The sequence below is a fragment of the Oceaniferula flava genome (assembly GCF_016811075.1).
Lineage (GTDB): Bacteria > Verrucomicrobiota > Verrucomicrobiia > Verrucomicrobiales > Akkermansiaceae > Oceaniferula > Oceaniferula flava.
This window is the reverse complement of record NZ_JAFBGL010000001.1, coordinates 470,832-496,951: the sequence shown is the minus strand read 5'-3', so window position 1 is coordinate 496,951 and position 26,120 is coordinate 470,832. Positions and strand designations below refer to the sequence as shown.

The following is a 26,120-nucleotide window of genomic DNA, read 5'->3' as shown; positions in this document are numbered from 1 at the left end:
AGCATGAGCAGCTATCTCGTCTTAGGCACCGCAGGCCATATCGATCATGGAAAATCTTCCTTGGTGAAGTGCCTCACCGGCTCGGACCCCGATCGTTTACCGGAGGAAAAATCACGCGGTGTCACCATCGAGCTAGGTTTTGCCCACATGGCATTGACCGATGGTGAGGCGCATTACGAGATCGGCATTGTCGATGTCCCCGGCCACGCCGACTTCGTCAACAACATGGTGGCCGGCGTCGGCGCACTGGACCTCGCCATCTTTATCATCGCCGCCGATGATGGCTGGATGCCGCAGTCCGAGGAGCATCTGCACATCCTCTCTTACCTCGGCATCAAAAACATCGTCATCGCCCTCACCAAGGCGGACCTCTGCGAGGACGTGCCGTTTTCCATCGAAGTCCTGCGCGATGAACTTAAGGACACCTCCCTCGCAGATGCTCCCATCGTGCCGGTCTCGTCGGTCACAGGCGATGGGATCGATGCTCTGCAACAAGTTTTGTTAGAAAACCTGCACCACTGCCCGCAGCACCCACCCGAGGGGAAGGCACGTTTGGCGATCGATCGCATCTTCTCCCCCAAGGGCACTGGCACCGTGGTCACCGGCACGCTCAGTGGGGGTGCGGTGCATGTGGGCGATTCCCTAACGCTGCAGCCGCTGGGGCTCGAGACCAAGATTCGTTACATCCAGAACCACAATCAATCGCTCGAGACCGCCCTGCCAGGCATGCGCACCGCTCTCAACGTGCCGGATTTACCCATTGCCGGCCCGGGGAAAACCGGCGCACAGCGTGGCCACAGCCTCTGCGCTCCCCATATCGGCACTCCCACAGATACGGTCGATATCCACCTGCAACGTCTCGCCCGCCCGATCCCCGGCTTCAAGGCCCGGGCATTGAAAAATACCGAAACCGTGATGCTGCACCACGGCTCCACACGCTGCCAGGCGAGGGTGATTCTCAACGATCGCACCCAGCTGCACCCCGGTGAAGACTGCTTGGCCCAACTGCGCCTCGAGACACCCCTGCTCTTTCTAACTGGCGACCGTGTGGTGCTGCGCGATGGCTCTCAGCAGAGCACCCTGGCTGGCGGCACCGTCCTGGATGCCCAGCCCCGGCGTCAAGGATTCCGCACCGAGGCACGCGAGCATTTCCTACAAGCCAGAGCCACCAGCCCGGACACCATTCCGCCCTACCTCAGCTCCCTGCTAGAGCGCGACCACCAAATCCCGCAGGGAAACCCACTTCCTAACAGCCCATTTCACCCCAAGGCCATTGCCGCCCAGATTAAGCGCATGCTCTCAGAGGGTTCCATCATCAGCCACGGTGGCCTCTGGCTTGATGCACCATGGTGGAATGCCCAGCTGGATGCAGCGTCCAAGGCGATCAATACCTGGCACCGCAAGCGACCGGACATCCCAGCCATGCCCACGGACGAACTGGCCAAGCAACTTCCGGAACTCCCCCCCAAGCTACTCCTCCTGCTTCCCGAGGCCATGGAGCAGCGCGGTTTCCTCTATAACGGCAAGGGGCTTGCGAATAAAAAACACCAGCTGACACTGCCTGAAGAAATCGCCCCGGAGGCCCAGGCTATTTTGAAAAATCTGCAGCAATGCGGGCTGCAGCCACCGAATAAAGCCGACCTCACAGCCAGCGCAAAGTCCGAGCAAGCGATGAAATTCCTCATCCGCTCCGGCCAAGTCATTGAACTCGATCCCAAGGTCGTCATTAGCACCGAAGTCCGGAATCACGCCGCCGACCGCGTCACGTCCTTCATCAGCGAGCGTGGTCAAGCCACCGCCAGCGAGCTCCGCCAGCACCTCGATTCCACCCGAAAAGTCGTCATGCCCCTGCTCGAGCACCTCGACGCCATCGGCCTAACCATCAGAAACGATAACTACCGCACCCTCGCTCAATAACCAATCAACCAATCAACCAATCAACAAATCAACAAATCAACAAATCAACAAATCAACCAATCGACCAATCGACCAATCAACCAATCAACCAATCAACCAATCAACCAATCAACCAATCAACCAATCAACTAATCAACTAATCAACTAATCAACTAATCAACTAATCAACTAATCAACTAATCAACTAATCAACTAATGAACCAATCAACCAACACATATGATCTCGCCGTCATCGGAGGTGGCAGCGGAGGTTACGCCGCCGCACGCACCGCCGTTTCCGAAGGACTGAAAACCGTCGTCATCGATGGCGCCGATGAGCTCGGTGGCCTTTGCATCCTTCGCGGCTGCATGCCTAGTAAGACACTGATCGAATCGGCTAACAGAAACATCGTCATTCGCGAAGCTGAAGAATTTGGCCTCCGCGCCGAAGCTGGCGAGCCGGACACCCACAGCATCATCGCCCGCAAACGCCGCTTAATCAGTGAATTCAGCGATTACCGCGCGGAGCAGCTGCAGGACGGCCGATTCGATCTCATCCGCGGCCACGCCCGCTTCACAGATCCCCATACACTGGAAGTCAAACCTCGCGATGGTGGCGAGCTGTTGACCGTCTCGGCGAAGAGCTTTGTCATCGCCACCGGATCATCCATCGCGGTGCCGGATATCCCCGGTTTGGAGGAAACCGGTTACGTCACCAGCGATGATGTCTTAGACCAAGAAGATGTGCCGGATTCCATCATCGTGTTAGGTGGTGGTGCCATTGCCTTGGAGATGGCTCACTACTACGAGGGCATTGGCAAGAAAGTCACCGTCATCCAGCGCAGCGAGCACTTGCTCAGCGGCATGGATCACGACCTGGCCGATACCTTGCAAGAAGCACTGGAGGCACGAGGCATGCAAGTTTTCTGCGGCACTTCAATCCAGCAGGTGGAAACCACTGCCGAGGGGATGAAAAAAATCACCTTCGATCACCACGATCAATCCCTCAGCGTCGAGGCGGCAGAAATCCTCTGCGCCCTCGGTCGCAAGCCAAACACCGGGCACTTGCAGGCGGAACAGGCCGGAGTGGATCTGGACAAGGGCAAGGTGGTCATCAGTAAGGCCGTGCAAAGCAGCTGCCCCCACATCTTCGCCGCCGGTGACGTCTGCGGCCCCTACGAAATTGTCCACCTCGCCATCGAACAAGGTGAAAAAGCCGCCACCAATGCCGCTAAACTTCTCCGGGGCGATCCAGAAAGCAGCTTCCAGCTCATGGACTACCGCCTGAAGCTCTACGGCATCTTCACCGAGCCCCAAGTCGCCTCCGTCGGGATCAACGAACTCGAGGCCGAGGAGGAAGGGAAAAAGGTCATCGTGGAAAGCTATCCATTCAACGATCACGGAAAGTCCATGGTGCACGGCACCGAGCACGGCTTCGTCAAACTCATCGCCGATGCCGAAACCAAGGAAATCCTCGGCGGGTCCGTGGTCGGCCCCGAAGCCACCGAACTCATCCACGAGATCGTCGTCGCCATGGCCTTCCGCGCCACCGCCGGCCAGCTGGCCACCATCCCCCACTACCACCCCACGCTTAGTGAAATTTGGACCTACCCGGCCGAAGACATCGCAGATGCCTGATCAGCTGTGCGGAGCTCCTGGCGACAGAAAACCTCCTCGCCGTCAGCATCTGCCTCACTGTCACCAGTCGTCAAACGGACTCCTAACACCACATCCGTTCGCCCCTTTGGCTACGTGGGTGTAGATTTCCGTTGTCCTCACATCGCCGTGCCCCAGCAGCTCTTGGATCGTCCGCAAGTCACAACCTGATTCTAACAAGTGCGTAGCAAAACAGTGGCGGAGCACATGCGAAGTCACTCGTTTTTCAATCCCTGCTGCCAGCGCAGCTCGCTGCAGGGCTCTTGAGTAAACGGCTGGATGAAGGCAATGCCTCCTGATGATTCCAGAGTCAGGGTCTTTCGACAAATCCCTCGCCGGAAACAGCCAAAACCACGCCCACCGCTCTCCAGCCTTAGGCATTTTCCTCATCAAAGCCCCTGGTAAAAACACTCCTGGTGACTTATTGCGCCGGTCTTCTTCATAAAGCAGGCGTGCACGTTTTTTGTTCAACTCAATGGATTCTACCAGCTGAGCTGGCACCACAGTTACCCGATCTTTATCCCCCTTTCCAGCTCTGACGGTGAGTTGCCGTCGTTCAGTATCCACATCTTTGATTCGTAGATTCACTAGCTCGCTGACTCTTAGACCAGCGCCGTATTGAAGCTGTGCCGGCAGACGGTAGATGGGCTCTAGCTTCTCGATCAATTTCATTAGTTCATTCATATCCAACACCACAGGGATACGCTTGGGTGTTTTGCGCAGCTTCACACCTAAATCTACTTCTTCCATGCCACACACATCGCGGTAAAGGAACACCAGAGCATTCAGGGCCTGCTTCTGGGTCGCATAACTCACACGTGACTGACTTACTAATTGCCCCAACCAATCACGAGCATACTCAGGATTCGTAACTCGCTTTCTCACACCAGCCCAAGCCGCAAAACGGGCGGCCCAGCTGCCGTAGCCTTGCCTCGTTTTCAACGCCAAACCACGCCTAGCACCAGTCCGCTCCACCGCATCCCTCACCTTCTCAGCCAGACTCACCGTCGCCCATCCCTGCCTGGCACATATATCCAGCCACTGCAAATACCAGCGAACAGCTTGTGCCCATTGCTCCAACTGCCACTGCTTACGATCTTTCGCGAGAACCTCTTGCCTCCAAAATTGACGAGCTGACTGTAAATTTGGCTGCAAACGCCTGGAGATACGCCACGTTTCATACCAAGATAACAGAAAACCATACCCCTGTTTCTCTCGATCATTCAAATCCCGCGAAGCTAACATGTCCTCACGCCAGTCCACGATCTTTGCTTCCGTCCTCCCCTCCGAAGCCTGCCGATCAATCTTTGCATTATCATTCCGACTCATAACACAAACATACTGTTCACATGAATATTGGATCAAGAAAAAACGACACCTTTCATTCCGGATGTATTTTAACCATCTGTGACTAGCAATAAACCCGTAATAACACCTCCAGATACTATATTCATCCATACAAATAACAGAACTTATCCATTATTTCTCTTGCGGCGCCTCGAACTAACAAGCTAGAATTTATGCATTACAACGGGTATCAACTCTACACTTAACAAGCTATGATAATTAAGCGTCTGAAAGTTTCTACTACTCGAGTCAACTAATAACACTGTTCTCTCTAAAAACATGCCCGTGCAGGATTACAATGAGCAGACGGAGCTAAGACGTTATCTTTGGGCTCATTTCTCCGTCATCTGCACTGAGGCTGAGCGAAGCGTTTACAAGGCCTATCTCGGACGGCAAAAGGCTGCGAATTCACCCTCTCAGGACAAGATGCTCAGGAAGATGTTTGGGGACTGGGATGATGCCTATATCGCTTCGGAGCTTCGCGATGGATTCGATGCCTTTACGGATCGCGTTTTGCAGCGAATCGAAAGTGAGTGTCCCGAGCTATTCTACCTGAACAGATGCGAAGCTTGTGGCCATCTCGTCGCAACACCCAAGGCATGCATTTGCAGTTGGTGTGGCCATGAGTGGTTTTCGCGGCGCGACGAGCAAGACAGGATTGCCGAGGACGCGATCAACCGCGCAGAACAAAACCTGAGAGAACAAGCGGGTGGACACCAACCGCCTACACGCCCCGAGTCGACATGACCCTATTTAATTCAACCCTTAACCCTGTTGCGGAGTGGCGCTGCCTGTAGGCGGCGGGTCACCCTTGACGTTCTGCTAAAAAATATGCGATTTACCCCTATTATTCTAAGTGTAATTATTCTTCTAGTTGTCGGGTGCAGCAAACATCGAGATAAGACTGCTGAGGTTATTGTTTTTAGCCAAATCATGCACTACTCATCTAGTGATGAACCTCCTACAACCGGCGTAAAGTTTTATCACATCACAAGTGCCTCAAACTATGAATCAGCTCAAGTTCGGCAAATTGAGAATGGTGATTCATTAGTTTTAGGAACTGGAGAGTTAAAGCGAGGTAACTATATTACAGCGAGTTTTTTCCCTGAACGTAGCAGAAAGAATTATTGGGCCTGGTGCCTTCGGTCACACACAGGTCAACATCCTTTTTATCAAGGCGATATTGACGCAGGCTGGCGTTTAGCCAATGCCTCTTGGGGTAGGAATGCTAAATTAAACGGCAACGACGCGATAGTGGATGTATTGATATTTAGTAAGATCAACGACACTATTGAGATGGGTGTTTTGGATTTAGCTATAACGAAAGGAATGACCGAAGGAACACTTGCAGAGCTGATCGAAACATCAAAGCAATTCCCTCAATTCCGGTTTATCGCCTTAACACTAAACTAAGCAGAACAAGACGCTGCACCTAATCCCTGACCTGCCCCGATGTTACGTTTTATGACCACTACAACTATTCACCATAAGTCTACGCTCGCCCCTTGGTCAGGGATAGGTGAGCTATGACGTTCTCTCAAAAATGAATCTCGCCACGCTTCTTGAACAGGTAAGCCGACCCTGCACGACATTCGAGGTAGGCGGATTCCGCCCCACCAATGAAATCGAAGAATCATGGCTTGGGCGTGTATCTCATTACTTGCCAGACGAGGATGTCCCGTTGGACAAGCACGGCAATCGAATGATGGAGTTAGGGCAGTTTTATCTTCAGGCACTTCCCCATATTCCTGCTTCGCTCTCTGGGTTTACTCTTTTGACTGCATTTATATCACCCGAGCTCGAAGGCGATTCTGATTTGATGGACGGTTGCTTTGCGATTCGAGAGTATCGGGAGATTGCTGGACTCGTGCGTAAAGAGTTCAAGAACGATGGTGAAGGGCTGAAGCCATTTCCCCTACGTTCGGAGTTGGTCGCGACAGATCACCCTGTCTGGGACGGTGGCGGGCTGACTTCCGAACAGGAAGACGCCTTTCTAGCTCTTGAGAGTAACAACCAGATTTCGAATTACTACGACGTCACATCACATGTGTATGGCCACAAGTTCGGCGGATTTCCCTCGTTCTGTCAGTCAGGGGTCGACCTGCATCCCCATGAATTTGTATTCCAGATTTCTTCGGATGCGAAGATTCAACTCAACGTCATTGACAATGGTAGTCTGACATTCTGGCGTCATCCCGAGCTCGGAACGTGGAAGATCTACTATGACTTTTACTAACAGAAACCAAGAGAGAACAAGTCGCGGCACCCAATCCCTGACCGCGCTGTGTTTTCGGATCGATTTTATGATTACAACCCTTAACCCGTCATCGACGTTCGCCTCCCGGTCAGGGATTGGTGCGCTATGACGTTCGCTAAAAAGATGAATCCCGTGTTGAAGAAGGCAGACTCTCTGGTTCAGCGGTTCAGGGAGGAGACGAAAGATACAACAATTACCGATATTACGTTGCGACAATTTTGTGGTCCCGAGTGTGTGGGGACGACTTCGTTGAAACTTGGTGAGGTGGAGAACCAAATACACGGTTGTATCTGTGAAGGGTTCGATGTCTCTTGGAGAATCGAAGGTGGAAAACTAGCTCTTCGCGTATCGGAGGAATAGAATGGAAACAATTCGCACTGATACATACGTGAGGATGAGTCATGTGACGGGACCAGGTTGCGTATTGGTTTCTCTTAGATTCGGCAGGGTGCCAGATGGTGGTCCAGTTATTACGGTCCGTTCTTCCATCGCCAAGGCAGAAAAGCCGTCGTTTGATCTGGAGCAATACGTTGCCGAGGTTCTGGAAGGTGTCTTGGACGCTAATAGGCTCCATGAAGCGAATCTTGAGGTTGAAGAGATTCAAATTGTGCCTGACGACTATCCTACGCGGGGGCAAGTGCGTCATTGCGCTGAGAAAATTACGACATACGTAATCAAAGCGAACAAGACGCAGCACCACAAATCCGACCGCGCTGGCGAGTCGGAGGATTGACAGGAGGAGGGAGCGTGGTAGAAGTGATGAAAGCGCGCTGAGTCGGTCGGATTGGGTGTGCTGGAACGTTATGCCAAAAAAATCGGACATCTCTGACTTACTGGCGGACACCCCGAACAAGAGGTGTCGGCGTTGTGGACGAGTGACTGAGTTTTTGGACATCGGTGGCCTTTCGATCCTCTGCGAAGACTGCGAGAAGATAGAATCGAAGAAAGAGAGATCGAAGGAACTTGCCGATTTCGACAGGAATCCGGTCTCCTACGATATTGATGAGATTCTCCGAGGTCGTGAGCACTACGAAGTTCTATCGTATTTCGCTGATTCGGCAGGGATACCCGACCAGAGACTTCTCACCTGCGAACAGGTTCCAACCTTTGTCGGGCGCTTGTCTTGCGATTGGCGGAACGGGTTCTTAGACATGATTGTAGAGGGACATCACTCAGTGCTTTTTCAGGTATTGCCCAGTCTCGAACGATGCGGAGCGACCAAAGCTGCCGAAGCAGTTGCGGAGTACCTGGCCATATTGGATCGATTCGGATACAGGAGTCTGATTCCAGATCACGAGGAGCCCTATGCCGAGTTGTCGGAGAGTGATCGTGCGTCGTTGGATGAGGCGCTCCGGGAACTCGAATCGAAGTGGGGCACTTTCGCCGAAATCGACAGAGAGACGCAGGAGGCTGCTCATCGATGGGTCATCGACAACAAGGATGATTTCGCACCGAGAAAACCCAAGGCATAACAAGTCGCGGATGATCAACTGCCTGCCCGCGCCGAGTCGGAAGCGTCATGAACATTCAACCATCAACCCCGAAGTCGGAGCGCGCTGTCGGCAGGCAGTGACATCGCTTTGACGTTCTGCCAAAAAATGTTCACCTGCATCGAAAGCCCCTATGGAGGCGCAGATCCCAAGAAGCTGGTGGATCTTGAGGCTTCCCGCGGCATTAGTCTTCCCGACGACTACAGAACGTTTCTGCTCGATTGTGGAGGAGGATCACTGATTGAGAACACAATTGATGCGATCGCACGGGATGAAGGCTATTTCGAGATAAGAACGCTACACGGGATCGACCCCCAGAACGGAGTTCTATTCAGCGACCTTGATGGTATGCAGGATTGCTACGAGGGGGCAGTTCCGGACGACCTCTTCGTTATTGGTAGTGATCATGGTGGTAACCTATTTGTCATGCGTCTTGCATCTCCACATACTGTTTTCTGGTGGGACCACGAGACTGGCGAGAGAGCAAAGCTTGCAGCTGGTTTCTCGGATCTGCTTGAGCGGGTTAAGCCTACGCCCCCGGATCCTCCTGAGTGCGACTTTACCAGTTGGGAATCGTTGCCTGCCGACTGGCAGAGTGAATATCGGCGTTCGGTTTGTGAGTGTGCGGCTATGGAGGGGCGGTCGGATGTGATTGAGCAATGGGCGTCCCTAGGTCGGCCATTTGGCGAATCCATGCACTTCGCTGCCATGAATGGGAATCTGAATGTTGTCGATCTACTAATTTCACTGGGAGAGGACATCAATCAACCCTGCAGTGATGGGAGAACCCCGCTCGACTGGGCCTCCTTCCAAGAAGATCGAGTCAGTGCTTTGCGCGAGCGGGGCGCTCTCCTTGCGGACGAACAAACGAACTAGGCGAACAAGATACGGAGGATCAACTGAGAACCATGCAATCAAGAATCGGAATCACAAGAACTGCAATCACAATGCTGGTTTTCCTTTGGGTTGCCGCAGATTCTAAAGCAAATGAGAACGCCCTCCAACAGTTTCCCTCGGTTGGTGAAAGACGCATGGAAATCGTAGCGGAGAAAATCGAGTCGCTTGGCTGTATTTTAGATAAAAGAGCAATCTTAGAAGCGAAGGATGGTCGGGCTGTCGTCTTCAAACACAAGGCTGACCCCAGGGGGGACGTTACGGTGACCTTTAATAGCTTGGTCTTTCCCAAGGGAAATTGGATTCTCTATGGAGCGAAGAATTCGATCGATGGGGACGAGTGTGAAGAACCGCCAGAGAAATCCCCGGCAAGGATGGAAGCTGTGTCAGTCGTGTTGTCTGGGAAGGCGATCAATTCTACACCTCGAAGTTTAGATGGCAGCGAAACATACAGAATGGTCTACGTGCATCTCCAGAGGCTGTGGGGATGGGACATCAGATTGGCACATACTTTTACGAGTCAATCTGCAGTTCACAGTTTCGGATATTATGTGCCGGAAAAATCGAGTATAGGCCGCAGGAAATTTAATGAAAATCAGTTCCCCATCATCAACATTCTTCATCGCGATGAGGGGGCTGCCTTGTTGGCTGGCGCGCTATACTGGTTCGAAAAAGAGGGCGAACGGAACAGCACTGGCCACCCCGCTACCGCTCCCAAGTCGAAGCCTGAGGGTGATCAGAAACCTAAACTTGAGTCGGAGGCTAGCTCCCAGTAGCGGGAGGCAGGCCTTTGACGGTTCTACAAAAAAATGAACTTAATCATTACAGCATCAATAACGATACTTTCTACCATCAGTCTATATTCAGCCCCTCTTTCTGAAGGAGGTCTTGTGAAGACCGCAAAGTCTTTAATGTCGTCTTATAAACTCAAAAGATTTGAAAATACAAATCCAACATCATCTTTTGATGTCGGCGATATTCGCATTTCACAGGGCAGTGCTTATTTTATTTATCAGGCCAAGAAGGGCATGACCGGTCCAAATTTGGGCGACTTAGCAGACATGATCGCGAAAGGGTTTAAAAGTGAATATAAAAACATTTCCTCCTCTGGCTCTAAAGGAGTAAATACATCTGCACCAGGCTTGTTGGGTAAACATTATTCTTCTTCGTTCAACGAAACTTCAGCGGATACTGGTGAGTATATCAGGTTTAAAGTTTTTATTCAGCCTGTAGAAGGAGACATCCTTGTCATTCATGTATCCTTCAGTGAAGCCAATAAAATCAATTAGAACAAGGCAGCGCACACCAAGCCACTACACGTTACATCGTTTAATTTTATGATCACTCTAAGCCTTAACTTCTTCGGCAACATTCGCCCGTTTTAGTCGGAGGCTGGCTTTTGATGTTATCCTAAAAAATGTTCGCTCATTTCCGTGAAAAATATGGCGAGGGCGCAGGTCCTAGCGGCGAACTAAATCTTTCAGTTCTTTCTTCACTTGAAGAGCGGGCCACGGGGATCACTGAGCTTCTTCGTTCTTCAGGCGGTGCAACTTTTTCTAATGGTCTATATCGTCTTCACGGATCTGGAGATATTGCGGATTGGACTAAGAATGTTGAGATGGCTTTTCCCGAGTATCGGGGAGTAATCGTGTGTTTCGGATACGACTGGTTAGGACGCCATTTTGCTCTTGATACCAGACCAAGCGAAGGACAGTGGCCAATATTACTTATTGAACCAGGTGCTGGCGAGGCGATGCAGATCCCTGTTTCGTTTGCTGATTTTCACAACATCGAATTGGTCGAGTATGCTTCAGACGCCCTTGCTGAACCTTTTTTCCATGAGTGGCTCGATGCGGGTGGCATAACTCCTAAATTTACTGAGTGCGTTGGTTATCAAACCCCTCTCTTTTTAAGTGGACCAGATACCATCGAGAACCTTGAGATTTATGATATGGATGTGTATTGGCATTTATGCAGTGAATTGCGCCAGAAGACAGCAAAGGGATGACAAGGAGAAGCTGGCGACCGTTAACCGCTCCTTGTGCGCAGCCATTTAATACGCAGTGGTTGACCTCAAGGTTATACTAAAAAGAACCAATGCACCGAGCCGTAATCACACTCGCAATTTGCTTATTTGTTACAACGTGTAAGGAGGGTGGAAGGTCTGCGGAGGAGCTCGTTGAGGAGCCGGAGTTCTATATTTCCCAATCAACCGACTCGGAATGGCCTTATCGATATACACTCATTAGAACGGACGGTCAGTGGGCGGGAGAGATTGAGATTATTACTGAGGAAAATTCAGTTTTCTTCGACAAAATGAACGTGACTTCATCGAACGACCAGCGGATTGATTTTACGGCCACGTATGGAAATATTGGAAAGGCCTTTCCCATGGATTGGGAACTTACTTTATCGAAGTCTGAGGATGATCTCGACGGATTGCTTATCGCTAAAGGGATATTGGGCGACTTCAAGCCTGTCCATTTGAAGTTTATCGCAGCCAAAAGTATCGTTCTGCCGAGCTCTGCACTGGAAGGCAAGATTCGGATTCTGGATGAGTCTAGCAATCGAACTGAGGCAGCACTCAAATACGAGGTGGCAATGGCGAAACAAAGGTGGGAGCAGGAATCAATGATCGCTGAAAGAATATCAAAACATCGTCCCGATGATACAATACGCGGAGGCATTCGAAGAGAGTGGCTTGGCCCGGCATGGGTTCGCGATATGGTGAAGCCCGAGAATTCCAAGTATTTTGAGAGGATTTGCTGCGTCTATTTAGGTGGAACGAATGTGACGGATCAGGATGTTCAGGAGATCTGCAAACTTACCAAACTTCGGGAACTGTATCTTCATCGAACGGGGATATCCGATGCAGCCTTTGAGCATATCGGAGACCTGCAAGCACTGAGGGTCCTCCACCTTCGGAATACCCGCATTTCAAATGAAGGACTTGAGAAGCTTCGGGATCTTATCAACCTCAAAGAGCTCTACTTGTTTGAAACACAGATTTCTGATGCGGGAGGTAAGAAGCTTCAATCGACCCTTCCAAACACGGATATCCAATGGTAACCAAGAGGGTAACAAGGCCTCGGCCCTAATGTTAGGCTAAGATAATGATCGCTCAGGGACTCACTGACATAAGCACGCGCAACGATGTGCTCGCTGAACTTTACGCTGACTCTAAACCCATCAACGGCCGTGTAGTTGAAACTCTTGTAGAGATCATCAAAGACCCATCTCATACTGACGACACGAATGCTTTTGCGTCATTGTTGGCAGATGTCAACGATCAGAGATTTATTGCTCCTCTGATTGAGCAGATTGAGGATGGCCAGCCAGGCGGCTCTCCATGGCTAGCCGATTACATGTATGCTCTGATCGAGCTACTCTATTCTGAAGATAACTTCTATGCCGTTTCTGACAGCTTTGTGCATCTCCTAGGAGGCTGGCTCCTCAATACTGGTGGTGGTGAGATTTCATGGAAGTCGGGCGACATTCTAGCAGAGATTCAGAACCCCGAATCCAAGAGATACGTCATGATAGGGGCGGCTGATAATTCTCTATTTCATCAGACGCGTATTGCTTGTATAAGAGCAGTAGTGAATCAGTATACGGAAGAAGCTCTATCTCTACTCGAAGGTCTTATGTCAGATTCTGATTGTGAGGTCCGTAAGGCATGCCAGAGTGCTCTCAACTACCTCAAACAACAAAACACCCAAGCATAACAAGCCGGGGCACGCGTCCGATAGGTGTTGGAGTCCAAACGCGTTTTACAACGATCAATCCACCCGGTTGACAGACGTTGCAACCGCGGCGGCAGATTACTCTCTTACGCCAAAAAACCTCGTTTCACATCACTGCACCAAGTGCTAATTCATCACACGTCATGGATTCCTCAATCGTCAGCCTGTTTGAGTACACTCGCTCAAGAGTCTGTGATCAGGATATCATCGACTTCTCACCGGGGGACCCCGGCTACCCGGATTATGTGAAGGTTTGGACAGAGATCAGACGCTCTGGAGCGATGCCCACACAGGCCGACTTTGACCTTTCAGAAGTGATCGGGCTGACGGGATGGGCGAAACCTGATGAGTGGCCTGACCCTGAACGATTTCGGCGTTACCGCAGGTTTACCTCTGCCATCGGCTTAGCTCTCTTGCATCATGGACAATGTAGTGAAGTTGTGCGACCTGCAAACTACCTGGCACGCGATCTCCTGATCGACCTCGACCCGAGCTGCGAGCGGCACCTGTCGTTAGTCCGATCGGCCGTGGAAGCGACCAGAAAGTTACTAAGCACAACGAACCTCGATGAGGGCTACCCCTTTTTTACCTTGGCTACGATGATTCTCGCGCAAAAGGCAAGTGACTGGAAAGCCTCCGAGGCTGCCGCAACGCGGCTAATCGCTGATGAAGCTGCGGTGAGAAAAAGCGACTCCTTGAGCTATCTCGCTCATGATGACCAATTTCTCTTTGGCCTCAGCGTTTACAACCAAGTCCACAGCGATTGGCTTGCGATGGCCTGCGCACTCAAGAACCCGAATCGGCACGAAGATAGCCAACTCGTGATCGAGTCACTAACTGACCACTGACCAGCCGTAATCGACCACCGGCGCGCGAACATTTATCATTCATGGACTGAGGCCTATCAAGCGCTGGTTCTCATTCGCTACTTGGTCGCTTTACACAGACCTAAGGGGCGTTACACTCGCCTTGAATCTGTAAGCGATTGTATGCATAAATCACAAAAACCGATTGGTTTCTGGTCGGCTGTATCCATGGGGGTCGGGGCGATGGTAGGCGCTGGGATCTTTGCCCTGCTCGGTGAAGCGAGCGCTATCTCAGGAAGTGCTGTCTATATTTCATTCATCCTCGGTGGGATCATTGCTTTATTCAGTGGTTATTCGTTGGGGAAGTTAGGCGCACGCTACCCGTCATCAGGGGGGATCATCGAATACCTATCTCAGGCTTATGGCGTGGGCTTTTTCACCGGAACCATGGGGGTGATGCTGTATTTTTCAGCCGTTGTCTCATTAAGCTTAGTCGCTAAGGCATTTGGCAATTACGCGGTGACCTTTCTACCCTCCGAGCAGATAACGAGCCTCACACATCACTTTTTTGCGATTGGGATTATTGTTTTATTTGTTGGGATCAACCTCAAGGGAGCCAAGGATGTGGCCATCTGGGAAAGGATTACGGTGGGTGTAAAATTCGTGGTTCTAACCGGTTTATCGATCGCTGGCATCATGTTTGTCGATCCAGAGCTCCTGTCGACGAAACATTATCCGGGCTCTGGAGATATTTTATTCAGCTTGGCCATTACATTTTTTGCCTTTGAAGGCTTCCGCGTCATCACCAATACGGCGGAAGACATGCCCACACCTTCTAAAACGCTCCCCAAAGCCATGATGACAGCCATCCTCTTGGTGATGGTGCTTTACGTCGCTATTGCCTTTGCTGTTTTCGGAAACCTCCCAGTGGGAAAAGTCATCGCGGCCAAGGACTTCGCCCTGGCTGAGGCCGCTCTGCCGATTTTTGGTAAAACTGGTTTTACGGTGGTTGCCATCACAGCATTGATTGCAACGGCGTCATCGATCAATGCCAATTTATATGCGGTTACCAATGTGACTTATCAGCTGGCCAAAGAAGGAGAGCTTCCGGCGCAGTTTGGCAAGCCCATCGCACATAGCCGGGAAGGCTTAATCATCAGCGGGATTCTGATCATTGTCTTATCACTGCTGTTTGACTTGTCAGAGATCGCCTCAATTGGCTCCATTTCTATCTTGTTGATCCATACGGTCACCCACCTTGGTCATTTAAAAATCCTCAACGAAACAAAGGGCTCGAAACCTTTGGTATTAACTGCCGCCATACTCAGCCTCACAGCGATGGTCTTGGCATTGATTTATGTAAGCAAGTCCTCAAACCATGTCGTGTATGTGCTGGCTGGCTTTGTTCTGTTAGCATCAAGCACGGAGGTTATTTTGCAGAAAATTGCCAAGAGAGAAATCAAACCAAGGATCCAGTGAGCTCATTCACACCCTAATCCCTCGCTATGAAATCAATGTTGAAATTATTTCTCGCCCTCGGTGGTGCTGCCGTCGTCGGAGCGACGGCGATAGGTCTCTCATTTCTAGCCGGAGGATGTAGCACAATTTATTCCAGGGCAGAATTTGAGGAAGTCGTGGCAACCACCAACCGAGACACCTTGGGATCGGTCTACTACAAAGGGCGCAAGGAGGGATACGATTACTTCAAGGCGAACTGGAATGTCGGCAGTAAGAACTTGCGCATCGCTATCGACCAGAGCCCCATTACAGATGCTTTCGCCTACACGAGAGATGAGACACGCTGGCGGGCGGCGACTTTTATGCATCTCGAAGGGGCTGAATTGGAGTTGGCCATCCCTGAAAAACTCAATGCGGAACCGAACCGTAATTTTCTCCAAGTCCGAGGGGCCGAAGAGATAGCGGAATGAGGCGGCCTGTTTTTTACGATCGAGGGATTCCGGTTGGGATGGGTTGGTGGTGTTGGTGAGATGCTCGGAGAGGCGGCCTTCTGTCGTCCCTCTGGGACTGGGGGGCGTGTGGTGCCTATTTCCCCCCCGGGGTTTCACCCCGCGTTAGTTTCTGTCGACCCTCCGGGTCTGGGTTGAGGGCGGGCCGGGCCCCAGGGGCAGAAAACCACACTCCTGACTCCTGACTCCTGACTCCACACTCCTGACTCCTGAACACTGAATACGGCTAACAGCCTCTCCCCCGCTGCTAGAGCGTTGGATTTGCGCCTTGTCGGTCGGGTGCTGGAGCTTTATCGCTAGCTCGTAACGCAGTGGCTTCTGCTGGCTGTTGAACTTTCCTATTTTCCGAGGTGCTAAACATTTTCATACTTACCGCCGTCATTCTTGTCAGTGCGTTGCTCATCTGGCCGCGCGTGGCCAACTCACCGCTGTGGCGAGCGACCATTACCCCCTTGGCCTCCATTATCGGCAGCGGATTCTTGGTGTTAGGCCCCATTCTGGATGTCAGCTTTGGCGGCTGGGCACCTTTGGCCATGCTGCTGCTCTGTGGTGTGGCGTGGGGCTTTGGCAGCGCGATTCGCTTCAATATCCAAGACATCGATACCCGAGCCCAGCGAGGTCCGGTGATCCATCGGATGGAGCTTTTTGCTTCAGTGAGTCTGGCGTTCGCCTTCTTCATCTCGGTTGCGTATTACCTCAATTTATTTGGTTCGTTTGCCGTCAGCCTCACTAGCGTGGACGACCCCTTCCACGCGCGCCTAATGACCACTGGAGTGTTTCTCCTGATTCTGAGCGTTGGTTGCACACGGGGGTTTTCCGCGCTCGAGCGCATGGAACAGATTTCTGTGGGAGTGAAACTGGCCGTCATCGCCGGCCTCATTGTCGGCCTCGCTGTCTATTTTGGTGACCAGGCCCATGCCGGGGCCTTGGTCTTCGACCAAGCCAAGGAAAGTGGAACCAATGCACTGATGCTACTGGCAGGGCTGATTGTGACGGTGCAGGGATTCGAGACTTCTCGCTATATTGGTCATACCTATGATGCAAAGACGCGTATCCGATCGATGTGGTGGGCGCAAATCATCGCGACCGTGATTTACCTCGTTTACATTGGCCTGCTGACTTATGCCATCGTTCCAGGTGAACTTGAGTTAGACGAAACCGCCATCATCGACTTAATGCTGGTGGTGGCCCCTATCCTGCCTGTCCTCCTCGTCGCAGCGGCTCTTGCAGCCCAGTTCAGTGCCGCCATCGCAGACACCAGTGGCTCGGGTGGATTGCTGAGTGAGATCTCAGGGGGGCGGATATCGCCCAGGATGGGTTACGGCCTGTTGGTGGGAATTGGTCTGCTTCTCACGTGGACCTCGAATGTGTTTGAGATCATCAGTTTCGCCTCGCGAGCCTTCGCGATCTATTACGCGCTGCAGTCGGGGATTGCAGCCTATGCGGCCATGTCTTTGAAACGGAAACCCAGTGCGATTTTCTTCGCTTTGATGGCGGTGTTGGCTTTGGCGATCAGCCTGTTTGGCATTCCTGCGGAATAACATGCAGGGTTCCATCGGCCTATTTGCGTGGAACCGAGAGGAGGGTGTTAGGCGCAGTTGCCCTTCTGTCGTCCCTCCGGGACTTGGGTGCTTGTGGCGGCTGTTTATCCCCCCCGGGGTTTCACCCCGCGCTAGTTTCTGTCGACCCTCCGGGTCTGGGTTGAGGCGGGCCGGCCCCTAGGGCTGAACACTACGTGACCACATGACCACTGAAAACTGACAAACTCAAACCTCCACACCGTCTGGCACTGAGAGCACTTTGATTCTTGAGCTGTCTCCTTTTTCCAAGCGCACTTGGGATTTACTAACACCCAGGTGTTTGGCGAGGAATTGGGTCAATGCCTTGTTGGCTTTGCCATCGACCGGTGGAGCTTTGATGCGCACCAGCAGCACGGGGCCGACCAAATCCATTTCCTGCCAGCCCATGACTTCATTGGCTCGTGCATTCGGGGTGACTTTCACTCGTATTTTCATCTCAAGGGGCGGTGAGGCGACTCTACACGGTCCTCAAAGAGAGATCGAGCCGAAGATACCCATATGTGCCTGAATGTCTAAAAACAATCAGACACACAAGCACCACGTCCATACCTAGCAGAGGGCTGACACCTCCTGCTAGATTATACTCTTAGGCTTCGATGAGGTAATCACCACAGTCCTCGGCCAGCTCGAGTGCGCAGTCGATGAGCGCGAGGTGGGAATAGGCTTGGGGGAAGTTTCCGAGGTGACGTTTGCTCTCGAAATCGAGATCCTCGCCGTAGAGTCCCTTGGGATTGGCATAGCTGAGCAAGGTTTCAAAGCGTTTCCGCGCCTCCTTGCGCTTGCCGATTTTCGCCAAGGCCTTGACCATCCAGAAGGAACAAACGGTGAAAGCGCTCGACGGCTCACCGAAATCATCCTGGTTCCGATAGCGATACATCAGTCCGCCGCGGCAGAGGTCTTCATCGCTCTTTTCTACGGTGGAAACAAACTTGGGATGCTTGTAATCGATGAAGCCATACTCAGCCATCAGCAGGTTCGACGAATCCAAATCCTCCGAGCCATAGGCCTGGGTGAATGCCTGCTTCTTCTCATTCCATCCTTTTTCCATGATGTCATCCTTGATCGCGGCGAGCAGCGCCTCGTGATTGTCAGCCCAGGTGTCTTTATCTAACATCCGGGCCACTTTGATCGCACGATCGACCGCCACCCAGCAGAGCACTTTGGAAAAGACGAAGTGTCTGGCTTCCCCCCGAATTTCCCAGATACCACGATCCGGTTCCTGCCAGTATTCGCTGACGGTTTTCACGATCGAGCGAACGCGGGTCCAGATCCGATCGAGCGTCTCCGGTGTCCGTTTCCTCGCTTCCAGATCCTGGTGGATGACGTCCATGAGGATGCCGTAAATATCGTGCTGCATCTGGTGATAGGCGGCATTCCCCACCCTCACAGGACCAGAACCGTGGTAGCCGGACATGTGGTCCAGCTCCTCTTCGGTGAGTTTTTTCTCACCCCGGATTCCATACATGATCTGCAGCGCATCATCCTTGGTGGGCACGGTTTTCATCACCCAATCGATGAAGCGCTCGGCCATCAGCGGGTGGCCGAGGTGGCGCAACACCGAAACGGTCATCGATCCATCACGGATCCAACAGAAGCGGTAGTCCCAGTTCCGTTCCTCACCGATGGTTTCCGGCAGCGAGGTGGTGCCGGCTGCCAGCACGGCGCCAGTGGGCGAGAACTGCAGCATTTTCAGCGTGATAGCTGATCGTAAAATCTCCGCACTGTAACGTTCGCAGCGGTGCGTGCGCGCTGCCCACAGCAACCAGTAGGAACGCGTGCGCTGAAGCATAAGCTCCACCAGATCGGCATCGGGAGGCATCACCTTATCGTTATAACTCACCAGCAGATAAACCTGCTGATCGAGGCTATGCTCGCCACCGGCGATAATGGTATCACAATCGAGATCCGTGTATAAATAGCATGACTCATAGACCGCGTGACCGTCTTTCCGTTGACCGGAAGTGGTGCTCTTGATCCTGCTATCACCAAACGGGTGGGATTCGGTATCGAAACGACCATACTCCAGTCTCGGGTTATAATTCACCTTCATCCGCGGTGAGCCACTGAGGGGATTGATCACGCGGATGACATCGCTGGAGACATCATGGTTCGTTCCGGCCCGACCGTCCCACGAGTAGCGAGGCATGAAATCGATCACCTCAAACTCGCCATCATCGCCCTTGAAGCGGGTGACCAAGATGCCGGTATTGCGTTCGTATTCCTGACTTACCGGTTCACCGCCGATCATGGAAATCCCCATCTCGCCCCCGATGTCCGGGTCGAGGATGGAGGCGAAGATCGTTCCGGAATCAAAATCCGGCATGCAGCAGTAAACAATGGTGGCGTCCGTATCGATCAGAGCGCAGGTGCGTCCATTGCCGATGATACCGTAGTTGTAGTTATCAGAGTTTGCGTGGGTCATGACTGTTGTGAAAGGGTGTCTGCTAGGGATTCGAGAAAGCGGCGGAGGCCTTTGATGCTGGTGCGATGTTCAGCACGTGTTGAGCCAGTTCCTATTTTGACCGTGTGGAAATGGTCCTCACAGACCGGGGTGATGGCGAACATGGTTTCATCGGTCTGGTCGTCCCCCGCGGCAAAGGCAATGTCCGGCATCCAGTCCCTCATCAGGGAGTCCGCTGCCACGCCCTTGTTCACCATTTGCGACGCGACCTCGACGATTTTCTGCCCGTGATGCACCGACACCGGAAGGCTCGCGGTGATGGCAGTGAGCTCGTCCAACAGCCCCTTGGCGCGCCAAAGACCGAATTCCGGGTCGGCCTGACGGTAGTGCCACACGATCGATGAAGTCTTCACCTCGATTTCAGAGCCGGGAGTCAAGGTCACCGCCCACTCTAACACTGGCCGAACGGTTTCCATCCAAGAGTTGTCCACGTGCGGGTTCATCAGCTCCCACTCCCCCACCTCCAGGCGTTTCCAGTAGTAACCGTGCTCAGCCACCAGATCGATGGGAAGGTGACCGATGTGGCTTTCCAAAAACTCCTTGGGTCGACCACTGATCACCGCGAGATTCAATGAGTCATGCGCTGCCAGACGTTCTAACAAATTCAACAAACTGGCATCCGGCACCGCATCTTCGGGGCGATCCACAAAGTCGCGCAAAGTGCCATCGTAATCGAGGAAAAGGGCCACCTTACGACCGGCGGCGAGGTGCTTGGTCAGGTTTGCCTCCACTTCCGCCAAAGTTTCGTGCGCCGCTGGATCGTGCTCCGGCGTGCCACTGGCATCGAGATCGCCGAGGAAGTGTCTCGCCCAGGCGCCGGCATCGTTGCGGGCCAAGCGATCTTGCATGGCGCGCACACGCGACCACATCTCGTCCTCAGACATCGCCAGCGCCTGCTCCATCGCTTTCACCACCCCTTGGGTATCGTGTGGGTTGATTAGCAAGGAGTGCGACATCTCTTGGGCCGCTCCGGCAAACTCACTCAGGATCAGCACACCGGCGCGGGCATCGTATTTCTTCCTTTTGCAATCGATATACTCCTTCGCCACCAGATTCATTCCATCGATAATGGGCGTCACCATGCAAACTTCCGCCAGGGCGTAAAAGGCCGCCAGTTCCTCCATGGGGAATCCGCGGTGCAAGAACTGCACCGGCGAGTGCCCCACCTCACCGTAGTCGCCATTGATGGCGCCCACTTCGCGTTGCACGGTTTCGGCTAACAAGTTGTATTCCTCCACCCCGACACGCGACGGCACAGCGATGATCACAAAGTTCACCTGACTGCGTTGCTCCGGGTTTTTCTTCAGGAACTCACGGATGGCATCGAGCTTTTCCGGCACCCCCTTGGTGTAATCGAGGCGCTCCACGCTGAGGATGAGCTTGCCGCCATCGAGACGTTTTTTGTGCAAAGCCAGGGCTTCGCGATAGGTGTCGCTTTGCATTGCCTCCTGAAAACCAATGCTGTTGTGGCCGATGGGATACACGCCCATCCGCACCATCCGATCGCCGTGCCAGAGCCCCTCCGACTCCCCTTCAATCCCGAGGATCCGCAGCAGGCAGGAGCGGAAGTGGCGCAGGTAGTTGTAGGTATGAAATCCAATCACGTCACACCCTAACAGCCCCTCCAAAATTTCGTTACGCTCCGGCAGAGCACGGATGATTTCGCTCGATGGCCACGGGGTGTGAAGGAAAAAACCAATCTTCAAATCCGGTCTCAGTTTCCGCAGCATCTTCGGCACTAACATCAAATGATAATCGTGGATCCAGACCTCTCCGTCCTGGTCGGCCTCCTTGGCGACCACTTCGGCAAATTTCTGGTTCACCCCGCGGTATCCTTCCATCCATTCCGGATCAAAGCGCGCGCGGTCCTTCATGTAATGCAACATCGGCCAGAGCGTGGAGTTCGAATACCCTTCGTAGTAGGCATCAAACTCATCGGTCTCGAGGATCACCGGCTTGACCCCCACCGCCTTTAATTTCTTCTCATAATCCTCCCTGTCCTCAATGTCCTCCTCATTTACCCCGCCCCAGCCAATCCAGGTAAATGACCCGGGAATGCCCGCGCCAGCAAGGGCGGATGCCAGCCCACCGGTGGTGCGCTCCACTTCTCCTTCTTCATTGATCCTTATCGGTAGTCTGTTTGAAACGAGGGTTAGATGTGACATGATATTACTATGTCGCAGACCTCTTTTTTGTCCAAGAATCTTTCTAACTACCGCGCTAAGAAATTCTCTTCCAGACACTTGAAAAACTAACTCATAATCACTATAAAGTTCGGCCGTCCTTTTCCTAAAAGATGTTTTTTGTTAGATTCCAACAAAATCAACACGGCTCCACACTCTCCGAGTCCAGAAAGTTGCAGAGCATTACCCCTAGTTCGACCTTGGTGCGCATGCCACCATGAAAGCAGTCGGCCCTCAGTCGCCTTGCACCACGATGCTAATCCGCCGGGTGTGCGGGGCGTGGCGGTGTTCGAAGAGAAAGATCCCCTGCCAGGTGCCCAGAGTCATCCTACCATGAATCACTGGGATCACCTCACTACTGCGGGTGAGAGCCATGCGGATGTGTGAGGGCATGTCATCCGGCCCTTCGTAGGTGTGGATGAAATACGGTGTGTCTTCCGGCACGAGGTGATCAAAAAAGGCCTCCAAATCCGTGCGCGCGCTCGGATCCGCATTCTCCATGATCACCAAGCTGGCGCTGGTATGCTGGACAAAAATGGTCGCCGTGCCCGTGCCGACACCGGCCTCAGCCACGACATTCATCACCTGATCGGTGATTTCATAGGTCCCCTTACCCCGGGTCGATAAGGTAAACTCTGCTGCGTGCGCCGCCATGAGTTAATCGATAGTGATGTCCTCGGCGATCCAATCGGAGGTCGGAAACTTCATGTCCAGCCCCTTGAGAGTGTCCACCATGATACGCGCGACCACGAGGTTACGATACCATTTGCGATCGGCAGGGATGATGTGCCAGGGTGCATACTCGGTGCTGGTTTTCTCAATCAGGTCCTCATAGACCTCCATGAAGTCGTCCCAACGCGCACGGTCCTTGAGATCGTCCGGGTTGAATTTCCAATGTTTCGCCGGATTATCGAGACGCGCTTGCAGGCGTTCTTTCTGCTCGTCCTTGGAGATGTGCAGGAAGAGCTTCACGATGGTCGTGCCTTCTTCAGCCAGCATGCGCTCGAACTCCACGATGTGGCGGTAGCGCGGTTTCCAAACTTCCTTGGGGTAGATATTTTTCACGCGCACCGCAATGATGTCTTCGTAGTGACTGCGATTGAATACCACGATCTGTCCATTGCGCGGGACTTTCTCATGAATGCGCCAGAGGAAATCGTGCGCCAGTTCCTCCTCGCTGGGTTTCTTAAAGGGTTCGATGTGGATTCCCTGGGGATCGACTTTGGAAAACACACTCTTCACGGTGCCGTCTTTGCCACCGGTGTCCATGGCCTGAATGACCACCAGCACGCGATGTTTGCTCTCGGCGTAGAGCTGGTTTTGCAGCTGCTTCAGCTCGTCACGGAGCTGATTCAAATACGGATCATGCTCCTCTTTGCCCCCATGTTGAAAGAGCGATTTATCATTCGTCTCATAATCACTGAGCTTGAACTTCTCCTTGGAGTCTACGCGGTATTTATCAATCGATCCTTGAACAGGCATGCTGCTATTCTCTCAGGGCGATGCCCTGAAAAGCAAGGTCGAAAGATCGATAGTTTGGTCATGGGGCTGAAAATCCTCACCGGCTGAGAACGATTCCTCCCCGATTTATTTTTACAATACCCGCAATCGCCCCCAAGGTTATCCAGTGAAAGTTAAGATCTCGCGTTTTCTCAATCGGATGCAGATGAGCTTCTGGTTTATTCCCGGCTTGGTCTCGATCTGCGCGATGCTGGCTGCGTATGCCGCGCAGAAGATCGATATGGCGCTATATGGCACCCTGGAATGGGAACTCACCGATGCCTCAGGCGCGCGCGCCATCCTAACCACCGTGGCCGGCTCCTCGATCACGGTGGCCGGCGTGGTGTTCTCCATCACCATGGTGGTACTGTCGTCCGCATCGAACCAATACGGCCCCCGACTGATGCAAAACTTCATCCGCCAACCGCAGACGAAGTGGGTGTTAGGTGGCTACATCGGCACCTTTATTTACTGCCTGATGGTCACCGCCACGGTGCGCGATGGCGACCACGGCTGGGTGCCCCAGCTCTCGGTCACCGCCGGAGGTGTCTTCGGGGTGCTGAGCTTTGCCCTGCTGATTGCCTTCATTCATCACGTCACCAATTTCCTCCAGGCCTCGGAAGTGATCAACGATGTCTCCCGCCGCCTGTTTAAGACCTTGGAGGTCTTGTTCCCCCTATCGGCGCTGTCCGAAGAAAAACACGCCTCAGTGAAAGCCGGAACATTGCCCCAGGACTTGAACGAGCCGATCTCGGTCAAAACCAAGCGCTCCGGTTTCGTGCAGGCCATCAACATCGAACCCTTGTTAGCACGTGCCATGGAACACCGCGCCCTGCTACGCATTCACTTCAAACCGGGCGACCACATCTTGCCCGGCGAAGAGGTGGCACTGCTCTGGACGCAAGACGGTGGCTGGGATGACGTTCAGGATGATGTCGAGGAGGCACTGCTGCTGGGCCCGGAGAGAACCGACGACCAGGACGCCGAGTTTGCCATCGACCAACTGGTGGAAGTAGCCGTCAGGGCGCTGTCCCCCGGGATCAACGACCCCTTCACTGCCAAAAACTGCATCAAGGTGCTCGGCTCCGCGATGGCGGAGCTGGACGAAAAGGGCATCCCCGGCGGCGTGCTGCACGATGACGAAGGACTGCTCCGGATTGCCACGCAGACTTACACCTACTCAGGATTTCTCGATGCCTCCTTCAATCAGATTCGGCAAAACTCCTGCAACGTGGAATCGGTCAGCATCACCCTCATGGACACCTTGGCCAGACTCAAGGAACGTGCCATTTCCCCCGTGTTCGCCAGCGAGCTCAAGCGTCATGCCGAGCTGCTGAAACACGATGTGGAAAAATGTTATACCAATCCTGACGACCTCGCCGATTTTCTCGAGCGGTATCAGATTTTTGCCGAAAGCGATTAGGCAATGTCGACGCCGGTGGTGGTGGTCTCATGACGGAAGCCGTCGAGCAGCTTCTTAAAGACCTCACCGGGAGTGCCGTCACCGATCGCGCGGCTGTCCATTTTCACCACAGGAATCACTTCGGCGGCTGTGCCCGTTAGGAAACATTCGTCGGAGGTGTAGACATCGTAGCGAGTCATGGTTTTCTCCACAATCTTGATGTCCAGTCGCTCACAAAGTTCAAAGATCACCGCGCGAGTGATGCCATCGAGCGCGCCATCACTGATCGGTGGTGTGTAGACGACTCCGTCTTTCACGATGAAAACCGTATCGCCAGTGCACTCGGCCACGGTGCCGTGCTCATTCAGCATCAGACCTTCCATCACGCCGGCTTGGATGCACTCCACCTTCGCCATGACGTTGTTCAGGTAGTTCAGCGACTTTACCTGAGGGCTGAGGGTGGCGTGGGTAGGACGGCGGGTGGAACAGGTGATGAGCTCCAGGCCATTTTCGTAATGCTCCTTCGGATAGAGCTGAATGGAAGCGGCGATGCAGAACATCGAGGGCTTCGGACAGAGGTAGGGGTTCAGGCCCAGCCCCCCGCTACCACGGGTGACCACGAGGCGGATGTAACCATCGCTAAGACCATTGGCACGGACAGTTTCACAGACGATGTCGCACACTTCGCTCTCTGTCCACGGCATATCTAACAAGATAGCCTTGGCCGAGAGGAACAAACGCTCGACATGCTCTTTCAGCCGGAACACACGGCCATTGTAAGCGCGAATCCCTTCGAAGATGCCGTCACCGTAAAGCAGGCCGTGATCGAAGATGGAAATTTTTGCATCGGCTTCGTCGACGAGTTCTCCGTCGAGCCAGATTTTTTGTGAGTCGCTCATGATGGGTCAGAAAATTGTTGGCGCTGTTAAAGCACGGAT

The 26,120-nt window shown here is 53.0% G+C and carries 25 protein-coding genes; 18 read left to right on the top strand and 7 right to left on the bottom strand.

Annotated elements, in window-relative coordinates; all coding sequences use genetic code 11:
- Window positions 1–3: 3 nt before the first annotated feature.
- Together selB and JO972_RS02155 are read left to right on the top strand one after the other, a co-directional pair.
- Window positions 4–1,917 carry a selenocysteine-specific translation elongation factor gene (selB, locus tag JO972_RS02160; protein ID WP_309488347.1) on the top strand — a complete coding sequence of 638 codons (1,914 nt, stop codon included), beginning with the start codon at window positions 4–6 and terminating at the stop codon, window positions 1,915–1,917.
- 195 nt (window positions 1,918–2,112) lie between these two features.
- The gene (locus tag JO972_RS02155) at window positions 2,113–3,534 is read left to right on the top strand and encodes a dihydrolipoyl dehydrogenase family protein (RefSeq protein ID WP_309488346.1); all 1,422 of its coding nucleotides are present in this window, start codon (window positions 2,113–2,115) and stop codon (window positions 3,532–3,534) included.
- Between the two features lie 60 nt (window positions 3,535–3,594).
- Here JO972_RS02155 and JO972_RS02150 read toward each other — a convergent pair whose 3' ends face one another.
- The gene (locus JO972_RS02150; protein ID WP_309488345.1) at window positions 3,595–4,815 is read right to left on the bottom strand and encodes an integron integrase; all 1,221 of its coding nucleotides are present in this window, start codon (window positions 4,813–4,815) and stop codon (window positions 3,595–3,597) included.
- Between the two features lie 363 nt (window positions 4,816–5,178).
- Between JO972_RS02150 and JO972_RS02145 the strand changes: the two genes are divergently transcribed.
- The 15 genes from JO972_RS02145 (at window position 5,179) to JO972_RS02075 (ending at window position 17,597) form a co-directional block, all read left to right on the top strand.
- A complete protein-coding gene (locus JO972_RS02145; RefSeq protein WP_309488344.1) occupies window positions 5,179–5,646 on the top strand; it encodes a hypothetical protein in 468 nt (155 codons plus the stop codon).
- 186 nt (window positions 5,647–5,832) lie between these two features.
- A complete protein-coding gene (locus tag JO972_RS02140) occupies window positions 5,833–6,312 on the top strand; it encodes a hypothetical protein (RefSeq protein ID WP_309488343.1) in 480 nt (159 codons plus the stop codon).
- Window positions 6,313–6,442: 130 nt separating this feature from the next.
- A complete protein-coding gene (locus JO972_RS02135) occupies window positions 6,443–7,135 on the top strand; it encodes a DUF1963 domain-containing protein (protein WP_309488342.1) in 693 nt (230 codons plus the stop codon).
- A gap of 382 nt (window positions 7,136–7,517) precedes the next feature.
- Window positions 7,518–7,889: a hypothetical protein gene (locus JO972_RS02130; protein ID WP_309488341.1), complete on the top strand. Its 372-nt coding sequence runs from the start codon at window positions 7,518–7,520 to the stop codon at window positions 7,887–7,889.
- Window positions 7,890–7,959: 70 nt separating this feature from the next.
- On the top strand, window positions 7,960–8,628 hold the full coding sequence (locus JO972_RS02125) for a V-type ATP synthase subunit I domain-containing protein (protein WP_309488340.1): 669 nt from the start codon (window positions 7,960–7,962) through the stop codon (window positions 8,626–8,628).
- 126 nt (window positions 8,629–8,754) lie between these two features.
- Complete coding sequence (locus JO972_RS02120) at window positions 8,755–9,522, top strand: SMI1/KNR4 family protein (RefSeq protein ID WP_309488339.1); 768 nt, start codon at window positions 8,755–8,757, stop codon at window positions 9,520–9,522.
- Window positions 9,523–9,554: 32 nt separating this feature from the next.
- A complete protein-coding gene (locus tag JO972_RS02115; protein WP_309488338.1) occupies window positions 9,555–10,316 on the top strand; it encodes a hypothetical protein in 762 nt (253 codons plus the stop codon).
- A gap of 33 nt (window positions 10,317–10,349) precedes the next feature.
- A complete protein-coding gene (locus JO972_RS02110; protein WP_309488337.1) occupies window positions 10,350–10,829 on the top strand; it encodes a hypothetical protein in 480 nt (159 codons plus the stop codon).
- A 128-nt stretch (window positions 10,830–10,957) separates the two neighbouring features.
- Window positions 10,958–11,548 carry an SMI1/KNR4 family protein gene (locus tag JO972_RS02105; protein ID WP_309488336.1) on the top strand — a complete coding sequence of 197 codons (591 nt, stop codon included), beginning with the start codon at window positions 10,958–10,960 and terminating at the stop codon, window positions 11,546–11,548.
- Between the two features lie 89 nt (window positions 11,549–11,637).
- Window positions 11,638–12,609, top strand: a complete 972-nt coding sequence (locus JO972_RS02100; RefSeq protein WP_309488335.1) for a leucine-rich repeat domain-containing protein — start codon at window positions 11,638–11,640, stop codon at window positions 12,607–12,609.
- 86 nt (window positions 12,610–12,695) lie between these two features.
- On the top strand, window positions 12,696–13,265 hold the full coding sequence (locus JO972_RS02095) for a hypothetical protein (RefSeq protein ID WP_309488334.1): 570 nt from the start codon (window positions 12,696–12,698) through the stop codon (window positions 13,263–13,265).
- A gap of 161 nt (window positions 13,266–13,426) precedes the next feature.
- Entirely contained in the window at window positions 13,427–14,131 is a 705-nt protein-coding gene (locus JO972_RS02090; protein WP_309488333.1) for a hypothetical protein, read from the top strand.
- A gap of 141 nt (window positions 14,132–14,272) precedes the next feature.
- On the top strand, window positions 14,273–15,568 hold the full coding sequence (locus JO972_RS02085; RefSeq protein WP_309488332.1) for an APC family permease: 1,296 nt from the start codon (window positions 14,273–14,275) through the stop codon (window positions 15,566–15,568).
- 26 nt (window positions 15,569–15,594) lie between these two features.
- The gene (locus JO972_RS02080; protein ID WP_309488330.1) at window positions 15,595–16,017 is read left to right on the top strand and encodes a hypothetical protein; all 423 of its coding nucleotides are present in this window, start codon (window positions 15,595–15,597) and stop codon (window positions 16,015–16,017) included.
- Between the two features lie 389 nt (window positions 16,018–16,406).
- On the top strand, window positions 16,407–17,597 hold the full coding sequence (locus JO972_RS02075) for a hypothetical protein (protein ID WP_425498268.1): 1,191 nt from the start codon (window positions 16,407–16,409) through the stop codon (window positions 17,595–17,597).
- A 225-nt stretch (window positions 17,598–17,822) separates the two neighbouring features.
- On the opposite strand, the gene JO972_RS02070 is transcribed toward JO972_RS02075, so the two are convergent.
- The 5 genes from JO972_RS02070 to JO972_RS02050 form a co-directional block, all read right to left on the bottom strand.
- Complete coding sequence (locus tag JO972_RS02070) at window positions 17,823–18,071, bottom strand: DUF167 domain-containing protein (RefSeq protein WP_309488328.1); 249 nt, start codon at window positions 18,069–18,071, stop codon at window positions 17,823–17,825.
- 151 nt (window positions 18,072–18,222) lie between these two features.
- On the bottom strand, window positions 18,223–20,058 hold the full coding sequence (locus tag JO972_RS02065; protein ID WP_309488327.1) for a glycoside hydrolase family 15 protein: 1,836 nt from the start codon (window positions 20,056–20,058) through the stop codon (window positions 18,223–18,225).
- Window positions 20,055–22,262 (bottom strand): bifunctional alpha,alpha-trehalose-phosphate synthase (UDP-forming)/trehalose-phosphatase, encoded by a 2,208-nt coding sequence (locus JO972_RS02060; protein ID WP_309488326.1) that lies wholly within the window; start codon window positions 22,260–22,262, stop codon window positions 20,055–20,057. The genes JO972_RS02065 and JO972_RS02060 overlap by 4 nt, the downstream gene beginning before the upstream one ends.
- Before the next feature lie 252 nt (window positions 22,263–22,514).
- Window positions 22,515–22,934: a secondary thiamine-phosphate synthase enzyme YjbQ gene (locus tag JO972_RS02055; RefSeq protein ID WP_309488325.1), complete on the bottom strand. Its 420-nt coding sequence runs from the start codon at window positions 22,932–22,934 to the stop codon at window positions 22,515–22,517.
- Between the two features lie 3 nt (window positions 22,935–22,937).
- Window positions 22,938–23,762, bottom strand: a complete 825-nt coding sequence (locus JO972_RS02050) for a polyphosphate kinase 2 family protein (RefSeq protein ID WP_309488324.1) — start codon at window positions 23,760–23,762, stop codon at window positions 22,938–22,940.
- Window positions 23,763–23,907: 145 nt separating this feature from the next.
- Between JO972_RS02050 and JO972_RS02045 the strand changes: the two genes are divergently transcribed.
- Window positions 23,908–25,203, top strand: coding sequence for a DUF2254 domain-containing protein (locus JO972_RS02045; protein WP_309488323.1), 1,296 nt, complete (start codon window positions 23,908–23,910; stop codon window positions 25,201–25,203).
- Here JO972_RS02045 and ilvE read toward each other — a convergent pair.
- Window positions 25,200–26,081 carry a branched-chain-amino-acid transaminase gene (gene ilvE, locus JO972_RS02040; protein WP_309488322.1) on the bottom strand — a complete coding sequence of 294 codons (882 nt, stop codon included), beginning with the start codon at window positions 26,079–26,081 and terminating at the stop codon, window positions 25,200–25,202. The genes JO972_RS02045 and ilvE overlap by 4 nt on opposite strands.
- Window positions 26,082–26,120 lie beyond the last annotated feature (39 nt).

Coding starts and splice junctions, on each gene's coding strand:
- JO972_RS02065 (WP_309488327.1), bottom strand. CDS start 20,058: ATGACCCACGCAAACTCTGATAACTACAACTACGGTATCATCGGCAAT.
- JO972_RS02105 (WP_309488336.1), top strand. CDS start 10,958: ATGTTCGCTCATTTCCGTGAAAAATATGGCGAGGGCGCAGGTCCTAGC.
- JO972_RS02070 (WP_309488328.1), bottom strand. CDS start 18,071: ATGAAAATACGAGTGAAAGTCACCCCGAATGCACGAGCCAATGAAGTC.
- JO972_RS02120 (WP_309488339.1), top strand. CDS start 8,755: ATGTTCACCTGCATCGAAAGCCCCTATGGAGGCGCAGATCCCAAGAAG.
- JO972_RS02125 (WP_309488340.1), top strand. CDS start 7,960: ATGCCAAAAAAATCGGACATCTCTGACTTACTGGCGGACACCCCGAAC.
- JO972_RS02135 (WP_309488342.1), top strand. CDS start 6,443: ATGAATCTCGCCACGCTTCTTGAACAGGTAAGCCGACCCTGCACGACA.
- JO972_RS02140 (WP_309488343.1), top strand. CDS start 5,833: ATGCACTACTCATCTAGTGATGAACCTCCTACAACCGGCGTAAAGTTT.
- JO972_RS02145 (WP_309488344.1), top strand. CDS start 5,179: ATGCCCGTGCAGGATTACAATGAGCAGACGGAGCTAAGACGTTATCTT.
- JO972_RS02085 (WP_309488332.1), top strand. CDS start 14,273: ATGCATAAATCACAAAAACCGATTGGTTTCTGGTCGGCTGTATCCATG.
- selB (WP_309488347.1), top strand. CDS start 4: ATGAGCAGCTATCTCGTCTTAGGCACCGCAGGCCATATCGATCATGGA.
- JO972_RS02090 (WP_309488333.1), top strand. CDS start 13,427: ATGGATTCCTCAATCGTCAGCCTGTTTGAGTACACTCGCTCAAGAGTC.
- JO972_RS02060 (WP_309488326.1), bottom strand. CDS start 22,262: ATGTCACATCTAACCCTCGTTTCAAACAGACTACCGATAAGGATCAAT.
- JO972_RS02100 (WP_309488335.1), top strand. CDS start 11,638: ATGCACCGAGCCGTAATCACACTCGCAATTTGCTTATTTGTTACAACG.
- ilvE (WP_309488322.1), bottom strand. CDS start 26,081: ATGAGCGACTCACAAAAAATCTGGCTCGACGGAGAACTCGTCGACGAA.
- JO972_RS02080 (WP_309488330.1), top strand. CDS start 15,595: ATGAAATCAATGTTGAAATTATTTCTCGCCCTCGGTGGTGCTGCCGTC.
- JO972_RS02110 (WP_309488337.1), top strand. CDS start 10,350: ATGAACTTAATCATTACAGCATCAATAACGATACTTTCTACCATCAGT.
- JO972_RS02115 (WP_309488338.1), top strand. CDS start 9,555: ATGCAATCAAGAATCGGAATCACAAGAACTGCAATCACAATGCTGGTT.
- JO972_RS02055 (WP_309488325.1), bottom strand. CDS start 22,934: ATGGCGGCGCACGCAGCAGAGTTTACCTTATCGACCCGGGGTAAGGGG.
- JO972_RS02130 (WP_309488341.1), top strand. CDS start 7,518: ATGGAAACAATTCGCACTGATACATACGTGAGGATGAGTCATGTGACG.
- JO972_RS02050 (WP_309488324.1), bottom strand. CDS start 23,762: ATGCCTGTTCAAGGATCGATTGATAAATACCGCGTAGACTCCAAGGAG.
- JO972_RS02155 (WP_309488346.1), top strand. CDS start 2,113: ATGAACCAATCAACCAACACATATGATCTCGCCGTCATCGGAGGTGGC.